At 71.3% G+C, this 11,318-nt stretch carries 11 protein-coding genes; 4 read left to right on the plus strand and 7 right to left on the minus strand.

All coding sequences use genetic code 11. The features are described 5' to 3' along the window. Nucleotides 1-243 precede the first annotated feature (243 nt). Nucleotides 244-1,371 carry an ADYC domain-containing protein gene (locus VZQ01_RS15720; protein WP_426748246.1) on the minus strand — a complete coding sequence of 376 codons (1,128 nt, stop codon included), beginning with the start codon at nucleotides 1,369-1,371 and terminating at the stop codon, nucleotides 244-246. 180 nt (nucleotides 1,372-1,551) lie between these two features. Here VZQ01_RS15720 and VZQ01_RS15725 point away from each other — a divergent pair, with 180 nt between their 5' ends. Next, nucleotides 1,552-2,910 (plus strand): sigma 54-interacting transcriptional regulator, encoded by a 1,359-nt coding sequence (locus tag VZQ01_RS15725; protein ID WP_426748247.1) that lies wholly within the window; start codon nucleotides 1,552-1,554, stop codon nucleotides 2,908-2,910. Nucleotides 2,911-2,917: 7 nt separating this feature from the next. Here VZQ01_RS15725 and VZQ01_RS15730 read toward each other — a convergent pair whose 3' ends face one another. From VZQ01_RS15730 to VZQ01_RS15740, 3 genes are read right to left on the minus strand one after another with little or no spacing between them, the layout of a single operon-like run. Further along, nucleotides 2,918-3,739: a hypothetical protein gene (locus VZQ01_RS15730; RefSeq protein ID WP_426748248.1), complete on the minus strand. Its 822-nt coding sequence runs from the start codon at nucleotides 3,737-3,739 to the stop codon at nucleotides 2,918-2,920. A gap of 10 nt (nucleotides 3,740-3,749) precedes the next feature. Beyond that, entirely contained in the window at nucleotides 3,750-4,118 is a 369-nt protein-coding gene (locus tag VZQ01_RS15735; RefSeq protein WP_046710836.1) for a response regulator, read from the minus strand. Nucleotides 4,119-4,143: 25 nt separating this feature from the next. Beyond that, entirely contained in the window at nucleotides 4,144-5,619 is a 1,476-nt protein-coding gene (locus VZQ01_RS15740; RefSeq protein ID WP_223749236.1) for an ATPase domain-containing protein, read from the minus strand. A gap of 118 nt (nucleotides 5,620-5,737) precedes the next feature. Here VZQ01_RS15740 and VZQ01_RS15745 point away from each other — a divergent pair, with 118 nt between their 5' ends. Together VZQ01_RS15745 and VZQ01_RS15750 are read left to right on the plus strand one after the other, a co-directional pair. Further along, nucleotides 5,738-7,081, plus strand: coding sequence for a short-chain fatty acid transporter (locus VZQ01_RS15745; RefSeq protein WP_223749235.1), 1,344 nt, complete (start codon nucleotides 5,738-5,740; stop codon nucleotides 7,079-7,081). 86 nt (nucleotides 7,082-7,167) lie between these two features. After that, nucleotides 7,168-7,677, plus strand: coding sequence for a hypothetical protein (locus tag VZQ01_RS15750; RefSeq protein ID WP_223782387.1), 510 nt, complete (start codon nucleotides 7,168-7,170; stop codon nucleotides 7,675-7,677). 90 nt (nucleotides 7,678-7,767) lie between these two features. Here VZQ01_RS15750 and VZQ01_RS15755 read toward each other — a convergent pair whose 3' ends face one another. Next, nucleotides 7,768-8,676, minus strand: coding sequence for a LysR family transcriptional regulator (locus tag VZQ01_RS15755; protein ID WP_426748249.1), 909 nt, complete (start codon nucleotides 8,674-8,676; stop codon nucleotides 7,768-7,770). 163 nt (nucleotides 8,677-8,839) lie between these two features. Here VZQ01_RS15755 and VZQ01_RS15760 point away from each other — a divergent pair, with 163 nt between their 5' ends. Then, nucleotides 8,840-9,799 carry an MBL fold metallo-hydrolase gene (locus tag VZQ01_RS15760; RefSeq protein WP_426748250.1) on the plus strand — a complete coding sequence of 320 codons (960 nt, stop codon included), beginning with the start codon at nucleotides 8,840-8,842 and terminating at the stop codon, nucleotides 9,797-9,799. A 57-nt stretch (nucleotides 9,800-9,856) separates the two neighbouring features. On the opposite strand, the gene bla is transcribed toward VZQ01_RS15760, so the two are convergent. Both bla and VZQ01_RS15770 read right to left on the minus strand, forming a co-directional pair. After that, the gene (gene bla, locus VZQ01_RS15765) at nucleotides 9,857-10,750 is read right to left on the minus strand and encodes a subclass B3 metallo-beta-lactamase (protein ID WP_426748251.1); all 894 of its coding nucleotides are present in this window, start codon (nucleotides 10,748-10,750) and stop codon (nucleotides 9,857-9,859) included. A 106-nt stretch (nucleotides 10,751-10,856) separates the two neighbouring features. Then, nucleotides 10,857-11,237, minus strand: a complete 381-nt coding sequence (locus VZQ01_RS15770) for a DUSAM domain-containing protein (protein ID WP_426748252.1) — start codon at nucleotides 11,235-11,237, stop codon at nucleotides 10,857-10,859. Nucleotides 11,238-11,318 lie beyond the last annotated feature (81 nt).

Raw genomic sequence — 11,318 nt, forward strand, 5'->3', positions numbered from 1 at the left:
CCCGCCCCAGCGCTCCGCCACCTCGCACACGCTGGCCACCCGCGCCCCGCCCCAGCGCTCCGCCACCTCGCACACGCTGGCCACCCGCGCCCCAGCGCTCCGCCACCTCGCACACGCTGGCCACCCGCGCCCCAGCGCTCCGCCACCTCGCACCCGCTGGCCACCCGCGCCCCAGCGCTCCGCCACCTCGCACACGCTGGCCACCCGCGCCCCAGCGCTCCGCCACCTCCCCCGCTGCGCGCCTCAGCGCTCCGCCGCCCTGGGCACGCCGGTCGCCAGCGGCGCGTCCGTGCGCCACTGAGGCGCAGGGCCGCACCTGGGCAGCGACAGCCCCTTCGGCAGCGGCGGCGTCGACTGGCGACGGTTCTCCGGGTTGAGGCACACCGCCCCCCGAGGTCCCCAGAGCGCCTCCAGCGCCTCCAGATCCTCCAGCCGCGCTCCCGAGCGCGGGTCGAACCCGTGCGCGTCACGCCGCAGGAACGGCGTGCCGCTCACCGTGAACGCGCGCAGGTCCCCCTGTCCCACGAAGTACGCGGCGCGCTTGGCCTGCAGACAGGACCGATAGACGAGCTCCCGCTCCGCGTCGTCCTGGTGCGTCTCCGGGTCCCACGGCTGATACCCCCACCTCAGGCACGCCGCGATGGCGCCCGTCTCGCAAGCCAGCGTCACCGCGCTGGCGCGCTCGCGCACCGCGGCGCTCAGGCCATCCACCTGTCGCCCCGGCAGCAAGACGGACCGCGCGTCACCCTGCCCCCCCGTCGCCCGGCACTGGGGCTGCCAGTCCCCGGTCCCCACCACCCGGTAGCGCACCTGGAAGCGGCCCGCCTCCGGCGCGCCCAGCGACAGCTCGTGGAGCACCTGGCGGCGGTCTCCGCCCCCCACGTCCACCGGCAGGTGGAAGTAGAACGACAGCTTCGCCAGCGAGGCCCCGCGCACCTTGCGCGACTCGCCCCCTTGCGTGAGCGCCACGAAGAAGTCCGCGGGGCTGGCGTGCAGGCCCGTGAGCACCCCGATGGCCTCCGGCTCCGGCTCCGACGGACGGGTGAGCCGGACCGGCACGTCGAGCACCGTGCGCCGCTCGGCCGTGGAGCGCACCCGCATCAGCACGCCCTCCGCGGTGTTCAGGAAGCCCTCCGGACACCACACGGGCCGCCCCTCGTGCTGGAAGCAGTAGTCGTCGCCCTCCGCGATGTAGATGCCCAGGCCGTTGGGGTCCGGGTCGCACTGCCCCGTGGGACAGCCCCCGCCCCCCGTCGGACCGTCGGACCGCCCCGCCTGGAGCGGCCCCGGGGGCGCCGTCAGCCGGCACCCTCCACCCACCGCCAACAACGCCAGAGTGCCCACGAGCCACGCCTGCTGAATCCTCGCCAAAGATGTCTCCTCAAAAGCCGCGCCAAGGGCGCGGGTCGTTCGCGGTGGCCACGTTAGCCAGCCCCGTGCCAACCCCCTCCCGCGCCCACGCCCGAGCGGCGCCCCCCGCCAGCGGCGCACGTGGCACACCCAGGTGGCACAGTGCCTGGTGACACCGCCGGTTTACGTAAGATGGGCCCCATGGAACACGAGGGGTCGACCCTGGGGCAGAGCGACGCCGCCGCGCGGCGGGACTCGGACGAGCCACCCCGGCCCGGGCTGGTGCAGGTCCTCGGCGCGGGCGCTCCGGTGGCCGTGGCCGTGCCGCTCCACGGCGAGCAGGCGCTGGGGCGGGGCACGCCCGGCCTGAGCGAGCCGGCCGACCCCAGGATGTCACGCCACCACGCGCGGGTGAGCCACGACGGCCAGCGCTGCTGGGTCACCGACCTGGGCAGCCAGAACGGCACCTTCGTGGACGGAGAGCCGCTCCCCTCCGGCGAGCGGCGCCAGGTGCACCGCGTCCTGCGCCTGGGCGACTCCCTGTTCATCCCCAGCGCGGATGTGGGCCCGCTCGCGCGCCAGGGCGTCATCGACGACGGGGGCTTCGTGCGCGGGCCCGCGATGCGGCGGCTGCTGGAGCAGGTGTCACGCCTGGCCCAGCATGGCCTGACGCTGCACATCCACGGCGAGAGCGGCGCGGGCAAGGAGGGCGTGGCGCGGGCGTTCCATGAGTTGGGCCCCAGGCGCGCGGGGCCCTTCGTGGCCGTCAACTGCGCGGCCATCCCCCAGGGGCTCGCCGAGCGCCTGCTGTTCGGCGCGAAGCGGGGCGCCTACTCCGGCGCCGACGACGCGGAGGGCTACCTCCAGGCCGCGGACGGCGGGACGCTGTTCCTCGACGAGGTGACGGAGCTGGACCTCCAGGTGCAGGCCAAGCTGCTGCGGACGCTGGAGACCCACGAGGTCCTCCCCCTGGGCAGCGCGCGCGCCCGCAAGGTGGACGTGCGGGTGTGCTCGGCCAGCAACCGGGACCTGCGAGCGCAGGTGGCCACCGGACGGCTGCGCGAGGACCTGTACTTCCGGCTCGGTCGCCCGGAGGTCCGCCTGCCCGCCCTGCGACAACGCCCGGAGGAGCTCACGCTCCTGGTGGCGCGCTTCCTCCAGGAGGGCCCCGAGGGCCTCGGCGCGCACGTCTCGCTGTTCGAGGCCTGCCTGCTGCGCGCCTGGCCGGGCAACGTGCGCGAGCTGCGCGTGGAGGTGCGCGGCGCCAGCCAGGAGGCCCTCCTGCGCGGCGCCCGACGCATCGAGGCGGGGCACCTGGCACCGGACGCGGGCCACGCGTTCAACACCGACCCACGGGAGCGGACTCCAGAAGAGGCGCCAGCGCCCAGGCCGCCCCGCCCCCGCCCGCCCCTGGAGGACTCGGAGCGCGCGCGCGTGGAGGAGGCCCTGCGCGCCCACGGAGGCAACGTGGCCGCCGCGGCCCGCGCGCTGGGGATGCACCGCACGCATCTGCGCCGCCTGCTGCAGCGCCACGGCCTGGGGGCGGCCTCGCGCGAGTAGGGCGCCTTCAGTGCCGCACGCGCGGCTTCGGGGCGCGCACGTGGACCTCCATGCGCGCGTCCCCCGCCACCACGCTGCTGAGCACCTCCTGCTGCTCGGGCCCCAGCCGCGCCACCGCGCGCAGCGTGGCCACCAGCAACAGCGCCTCCACCGTCGACGGCACGCCCACGCCGCCCGCGCCCGTCTTCAGCGGCATGGGCAGCCGGGGCACCCGCCCCGCCGAGGACAGCGCCTCCACCGCGTACGCCGGCGTCGTGTCCAGCGTCACCGCGATGGCGGGCAGCTCCTGCGCCGCCTCCGCCTGTCCCTGCGCCTGCATGTGCATCAACTGCTGGAGCGCGCCCTGCTGGAAGTACAGCGCCAGCCCCGCCCGGCCATCGCCGGTGTGGAACACGCAGCCCTCGAAGGTGTGCGTCAGGGGGCCGGACACCGCCACCTCGAAGGGCTGGCTGTCATCCCAATGCGTCCACGGACGCGCCTCCCAGTACTCGGTGGCCGCCTGCACGAACAACAGCGCCTTGTCCGAGCCCAGCCCGGACAACCCCCGCTGTCCCCAGGCCAGGAACGTGGCGATGGCCGCGCGCGACGACAACGCCGCCTCCGTCGGCTCCCCCGCCCGCACGCCCAGCTCCGCGCCAGCCTGGGCCAACGCCGGCTCGCACCGCACCGACTCGCGCGCTTCCAGCCCCTCCAGCAGCACCGTCAGGCCCGCCACGTCGTCGCGCTCGAACACGGGCGCGGACGGCTCGCCCGTGTCGGAGATGCGCAGGTACACGTCCGTCGTGCCCTGGGAGAGCGGCACCGGGCCGAGCTTCAGCAGGTAGAACATGGGGGCCCTTCTAGAGCGCGCGCTTGCCGTCCAGGGCCTTGCGGACCTGCTTCATCAGCGCGGGGATGTCGAAGGGCTTCTGGAGGAAGGGGATGCCCGGGTACTCCGCGCGCAGCGCGGCCACGTCCACCGCGCTCATGCCCAGCAGCGACACGCCCTTCCACTCCGGCTCCGTGCGGATGTGCTTGATGAGCGCGGGGCCGTCCATCACCGGCATCATCCAGTCGGTGAGGACCAGGTCCGGGCGCAGCTCGCTCATGCGCGCCAGCGCCTCGCGACCATGCGAGGCCGTCAGCACCCGGTAGCCCTCCTCGCGCAAAAGGTCCGCGAGGGCCTCCAGGATGCCCTGCTCGTCATCCACCACCAGGACCGTCTCCATACGGGCGGGCTGCGCTCCTCGCGAATCAGGGATGGCCACCGCTCCGGTGGCGGGCAAGCCCCGTCAACAGGGTGTCCAGGGCGACGTCGAAGGGAGGCTGAACCTCGATTCCTTGGCGGGAGATGACGAACTCCCGGATGGAGGGGTCGTAGTCGGTGTCCCGCAGCTTGAAGAGGGTCAACAGCCGGCGCAGACGCCCCTCCAGCTCCACGTGACGCAGGAAGAAGAGGTTCTCCGCCACGGCGGAGGGCCCCGGCTCCAGGGGGACGTCGAGCACCGGCCCGAACAGGCGCGGCGTCTCCAGACTGAAGATGGTGGTGGCGCAAGAGGAGCGCAGCTCCTGCGTGAGCGCCGCGAAGAACGACGGCATGCGCGCGGGGTCCGGCGCCGCCTGGCTCATGGCGGGCAGCCCGTCCACGAACACCCGCGACACGTCGTGCTTGCGCACCGCGCTCAACAGCTGGTCCGCGAGCACGTCCAGGATGCACTCGGCGGGGGGCTGCCAGAGCAGGTGCATCCGGCCCTCCTTCACCGCGCCGGACATGTCCATGCCGGCGGCCGCCACCTTGTGCAGCAGCCGCTCGGGCGACTCGTAGAAGCCCATGTACAGGCAGCTCTCGCCCTGCCTCAGTCCCTCGACGAGCAGGCTGCTGCCCATCAGCGTCTTGCCGCTGCCCGGCGGCCCCAGCAAGAGCGACGTGGAGCCCGCCGCCAGCCCGCCGGGGAAGAGGGCGTCCATGGACGGGATGCCGAAGTGGACCCGCTTCTCGCGCGGCTCGGGCGGCGGGCCGCGCCGCATCCGGGCCTCCAGCCGGGGGAAGACCTCCAGCCCCGCGTTGGAGATGCGGAAGGTGTGCACCCCCCCCATCGTCGCGCCGCCGCGGAACTTGCGGACCTGCAGCTCGCGCCAGGAGCGCACGCCCAGGGTCCGCTCGCGCAGCTCCAGGATGCCATCCACCATGGTGTACTCGGGGTGGACGGTGGGGCCGTTGGAGCTGGTGAGCATCAGCGCGGTGAAGCGGGACAGGCCCGCGGACACCTGCAGCTCGTGGATGAACTTCTTGAAGTCGCGGCTGCTGCCCGCCGCCTCCTGGGCCTGCACCAGGCCGTCCAGCACCAGGATGTTGGCGTTGTGGTTGCGCACCTCGCGGCGCAACAGCTCCAACAGCCCCGGCAGCCCCTGCTCCTCCAGCGTGCGGAAGCCGCTGACGTAGTACACGCCATCGGGCAGCAGCGCGGGGTCGAAGAAGGCCATGTCCCGCATGTTGGCGAGCATGCGCGCGTGCGACTCGGCCAGGAGCGTCACGTAGAGGCAGCGCACCCCGGCTCGGCCCTGGTGGTAGCAGAGCTGGTTGGCGAAGAGTGTCTTGCCCGCCCCGGGCTCGCCCACGACGATGTAGACACCCGAGGTGATGAGGCCACCGCCCAGCACGGCGTCCAGGCCGGGCACGCCGGTGGACACACGCGCGTCCTGCCGCGGCGCTTGCTCGGAAGGAGACATGGGAGCGCTCATACCGCAAAACGTACGTCCCGCGCGCCTGGATTGCTTACAGGGAGCACGACAAGCCCTCGGAATGCCGTAGAACGGACCTGGAACCCTCCAGGAGCCCCTGCCCCGCGTGGACACCCTCGTCCGCATCGCCGAAGCCCTTGGCCGTTTCTCCGCGCGCTTCGTGCCCAGCGCGTTCTCCATCGCCGTACTCCTGAGCCTGTTGACCATGGGCCTCGCCATGGGCTGGGTGGGCGCAAGTCCCCCCAAGGTGCTCGACGCGTGGGGCGGCGGCTTCTGGGAGCTGCTCACGTTCTCCATGCAGATGGCACTGGTGATGTTCACTGGCTACCTGCTCGCGCTCACCACGCCTGTCCGAGCGCTCCTGGAGAAGGCGTCCGGCCTGGCGCGCACGCCGCGCGGCGCGGTGGCGCTGATGGCCTTCGTGTCCATGGCGCTGGCGTACATCAACTGGGGCCTGTCCCTGGTGGCCAGCGCCATGCTGGTGCGCTTCGTCGCGCGGCGCCGGCCGGACGTGGACTACCGGCTGCTCGTCGCGTGCGCGTACTTCGGCCTGGGCGCGACGTGGCACGCGGGCCTGTCCGCCTCCGCGCCGCTGCTGGTCGCCACGCCGGGCCACTTCCTCGAGAAGAGCATGGGCCTCATCCCCATCGACCGGACGCTCTTCTCGCCCTTCAACGTCTCGCTCACCGTGGGCGTCGTCGCCGGCCTCACGCTGCTGGCGTGGGCGCTGCATCCCAGGCCCGAGCACGTGGTGCGGGTGGACCCGGCGGTGCTGGAGAAGCTGGGGGACTTCGTTCCGCCCGAGCGCCCCGCCGACCAGAGCCTGGCCGTCTGGCTGGACCACGCGCGGCTGCTCAACGTCCTCTTCGGGGTGCTGGGGTTGCTGTGGCTGGGCCAGTACCTGTGGCTCAACGGCGGCTGGCGGGCGCTCAACCTCAACGTGGTGAACTTCACCTTCCTGGTGCTCGCGGTGCTGCTGCACGGCACGCCCGCGCGGCTCATCAAGGCGGCGGAGGAGGCCGGCACGGTGCTGCACGGCATCGTCCTGCAGTTCCCCCTGTACGCGGGCATCTACGGCATCTTCAAGGCCACGGGGCTGACGGACCGCATCGGCCAGCTCTTCGTGTCGCTGTCCACGCCGCAGACCTTCCCGGCCATCGTCTATCTCTACAGCGGCGTGGTGAACTACTTCGTCCCGTCGGGGGGTTCCAAGTGGGCCATCGAGGCGCCCTACCTGCTCGACGCGGCCAGTCGGCTGGGGGTGGCGCCGGAGAAGGTGGTGCTCGCGTACGCCTGGGGTGACATGGCCACCGACCTCATCCAGCCCTTCTGGGCGCTGCCGCTCCTGGCCGTGGCCCGCTTGGAGTTCAAGGACATCCTGGGGTTCTTGCTGGTGGCGTTCCTGGTGTACCTGCCGCTGGTGACGCTGGCGTTCTGGTGGCTCGGATGAGACGCGACGGGGTTCCGTGCTAGACCTCCGGGCAGGACCCGCCGGGGAAGGCGGATCCCAACTCATCCAACGAGGGGACCCCGAGCATGAAGAAGCTGATGACGCGGACCATGGTGTGTGCGGTGTTGGGGATGTCGTCGCTGGCGTTGGCGCAGGACGCGGCGGCGGAGGCTCCGGCCAAGGAGCCCGCGAAGGTTCCGAGCGCGGACGCGGTCCGTGACACCTGGAACTTCTTCTACAACGGCAAGGGCCAGGGACCTGTGCTGGTGGAGGCCAAGCTCTGTACGGAGGTGGCCAAGGACGGCCCCAACAAGTACGAGTGCATCGCCGAGGTCGCCGCCGAGGGCATCAAGGCGAACACCACCGTGATGCTGTGGCAGGCCTACCTGGTGCCCCAGGGCGACTCGGTCGAGGACGTCATGGTGCAGACCAAGCAGGGCAACGTGGTGCGCGAGACCAAGGACGTGAAGCTCAAGGGCGACGGCTGGCGCGCGCGGCAGTGGACGGGCGTGCGGCTCAACAAGCCGGGCAACTGGACGGTCTCCGTGATGCGCGGTGACCAGGTCCTCAAGGAGCTGCAGGTCAAGGTGAACTGAGTCACGCACCGCGCTCACTTCGAGCGCATGCGTGAAGCACCTGACGCCCACCACGAGGCCCTTTCGCGGCCTTGGGTGGGCGTCTTGGTGTCAGAGGTCGGGGCGGCTTGAGAACAGCTCGGTCACCCACTCGATGAAGACGCGCAGGCCGGCGGCCTGCTGGCGCGCGGGAGGGTAGACCAGGAACAGGGGCCGGGGTTCGGGCCGCCAGCCCTCCAGCACGCGCACCAGCTCTCCCCTGGCGATGTAGGGCTCCAGCACGAAGCGGGGCGCGAACATCACGCCCAGGCCCGCGAGCCCCGCGGCCAGGTACGCGTTCGTCTCGTTGAGCGTCAGCAGGCTGCGGCCGTGGACCTCCAGCCGCTCGCCGTCGCGGAGCAGGACGAAGGGGAGCTCCTTGCCGCTCGGCGAGGAGAAGTAGCTCACCACCGCGTGCGAGGGGCCCGCCAGCTCTTGTGGATGGCGCGGCCAGCCGTGGCGCTCCACGTACGCGGGTGACGCGCACAGCCCATAGGTGAGGTCCACCAGGTGCCGCGCCACCAGGGACTCGTCCTTGACCCCGCCTCCGCGAATCGCGCAGTCGACGTTGTCGGAGAGCAGGTCGACGACGCGGTCACTCACCCCCAGTTCGAGGTGCATCTGGGGGTAGCGCGCGTAGAACGACGGCAGCGCTGGCACCAGGAGCAGCCGGGACAAGGTGCCGCTCGACTCCACGCGCAGGCGGCCCCTGGGGCCGCGCTTGGATTGGGACAGGGTGGATTCGAGCTCGCGCACCTCGCCGAGCAGACGCAGGGCCTGGGGGTAGTAGCTCTGGCCCTCGGGAGTCACGGTCACCCGACGCGTGGTGCGGTGCAGGAGCTTCACGCGCAGGTGCGACTCCAGTTGCTGGATGAGCCGGGTGACGGCGGTCTTCGGGAGGCCCAGCGCGTCCGCGGCCTTGGTGAAGGTGCCGCTCTCCACCACGCGGACGAAGGCCTCCATGGCCATGAACTTGTCCAATCACGACCTCCGCGCGTGGCATATCGCATTCGATTGTTTCCGGGGTGAAACAGTGTGTAGGGCGGGCGCCCGTTTATCCCAGACAGGGCCGGGGGCTATTTCATCGCCCATGACAAGACCTCTCTCCCGCGGTGCTTTCCACGCAGTCTCACGCGCCCTCACGATGTGGGTGTTGGCCACGGCGCCCGTCATCCCGACCGCTGTCCACGCGGCCGCGCCCCAGGTGCGCACGCAGGCACCTGGCTTCCACCGGATGTTGCTCGGGGACTTCGAAGTCACGGCGTTGTCCGACGGCACCGTTCCGCAGACGGTCCGCGACGTGGCGACCCACACGACGCCCGAGCGGGTCAAGGAGCTGCTCTCGCGCGACCACCTGGAGGACCCCGTCGAGCTGTCCATCAACGCGTTCCTGGTCAACACGGGCAAGGCGCTGGTGCTGGTGGACACGGGCGTGGGGGGCCTGTTCGGTCCCGACGTGGGAGGCCGGCTTCAGCAGAGCCTCCAGGCCGCGGGCTACCAGCCCGCGCAGATCGACGTGGTGCTGCTCACGCACATCCACTCCGACCACTCCGGAGGGCTGATGTCCGGCGCGCGTCGGCTGTTCCCCAACGCCCTCCTCCAGGTGCATGCACGCGAGGCTGACTTCTGGCTCGGGCGCGACAAGGGCACGGGCACGGTGGACCCGAAGTACTTCGAGGAGGCGCGGGCGATGGTGGAGCCCTACCGCGCGGCCGGGAAGCTGCGGACATTCGGCGGTGGGGACACCATCGTCCCGGGCATCCGGGTCATGCCGACGACGGGACATACGCCGGGGCACAGCAGCTTCATCATCGAGAGCCGGCGCCAGCGGCTGGTCCTGTTCGGCGACCTGATGCACTTCGGCTCGGTGCAGCTGCGCGAGCCGTCGGTGACGGTGGCCTATGACGTGGATGACCGGTCCGCCGCCGCGCAGCGGGCGCGCGTGTTCTCCGACGCCGCGGCGCGCGGAGACCTGATTGGCCTCTCGCACATGCCGTTTCCTGGACTGGGCCGACTGAGCGCGGAGGGGCGGAACTACCGGTGGGTGCCCCTCAACTACAGCTCGGGTCAGCGGTGGCCGGAGGCCCGGCTCAGCGCGGAGTGAAGAAGGCACGGCCCGCCACGAGCCCCTGTTTCGAGGGCTCGGGTGGGCACGCGTGGTTCAACGAGGCTTGCGACGCTGCTCGCTCAGCCTGGCGTTGAAGTCGTGCTCGGCGGCGTCCGCGTAGGCCTTGCAGGTCAGCGCCTTGGCGCCGGCCTTGTCTCCGGCGGAATATTCCCAGCCGCTGAAGCTCGGATGAGGTGACAGCAAGACATCACAAGGCAGCGCGCGCACGGTGGCGAGGCTGCGTCGATAGTCGTCGACCAGTCGGGGGTAGCGCGGGTTGCCCAGCAACTGATACCCGGGGGTGCTGAGACTGTCGACGTAGGCGATGCGCACGGGCTTGCCGTCTCGTGTATCCGTCCACGTCCAGGCGGTGCTGCCAGGGGTGTGCCCTGGCATGAAGTGCGCGGTGAACTCGACGCCGCCCTGCTTGACGACCTCGCCGTCCATCACCACGCGGTCCACCACGACGGGGGCGAAGACGAAGTCATCACCGAAGTGCAGATCATCGACGCCCCCGCGAGCCAGCAGGGCCGCGGATTCGGCGCTGGCGACGACCCGCGCGCCGGTGCGGCGCTTCAACGCGGCGAAGGGACCGGCATGGTCGGCATGGGCGTGGCTGCTCAGCAGCAGGCGCAGGTCCTGGGGCTTGAAGCCACGACGCCGCAGGTTCTCCAGCAGATGGTCGGCCATCTGGGGCATGCCGCCGTCGAGCAGCACGACACCGTCCTGGGTCTCCACCAGCAGGGCGGTCAGCTCCTCGGTGCCAATCTGCCAGGTGTGGTCGGCGATGCGCAGCGGCAGGATGGGCTGCAACCAGGGCGCATCCACGGTGTAGGCCTGTAACTGTGGAAGCGGCGGGAGTTTCGGCTGAGCCGGCGGTGTGGCGACAGCGGTCGCGGCGCCCAGCAGGCAGGAGGAGAGAACCCAGGTGAATGTCCGGAAGCGCATGGTGGGTGAAGAGGGCAGGAAGGTGCGGGGACGCTAGCACGGCACCACGCGGGGGCTTCGCGGATACGGGACCGCAAGACGTGGTGTCTCCGAGCCACGACTCACGTCACGGGTCGTCGGACATCTCGTCGAGCTGTCCTTGGGCCACTTCGCGATAGTGCGGCACCCGCTCGACGGCGAGCACGTCCCGCATCACCTGGCGAGCAGCATCGAAGTCGCCGGCTCGCTTGTGAAGGTACATCTGGTTCAGTGAAGACACCATGCGGCTGGAGCCCTCGCGAATGCGCCGCGCGCACTCTTCCAAGAGCGTCCGGGCGCCAGCGTCCGTTGCCAGCAAATCGGTGGCTTCGGAGATACCGATACCAACCTCACGGGCCGTGCGCTCGAGCAGGGTGCGGATGTCATCGGTGAGCACGAGGCCTTCACCGCCCTGCAACACACGACGGGCAAGGGTGCGGATGGGGTCCCAGTCCAGTTCATCGGACACGCACGACCTCGTCTTCGGATAGCACTTGTCGCCTGGCCATTCCTGCTGTCCCTCGCGGGAGGGGGAGCAGGCATAGCCGCT

This window comes from Myxococcus faecalis, from assembly GCF_050039385.1.
In the GTDB taxonomy this organism is placed as follows: Bacteria; Myxococcota; Myxococcia; order Myxococcales; family Myxococcaceae; genus Myxococcus; species Myxococcus fulvus.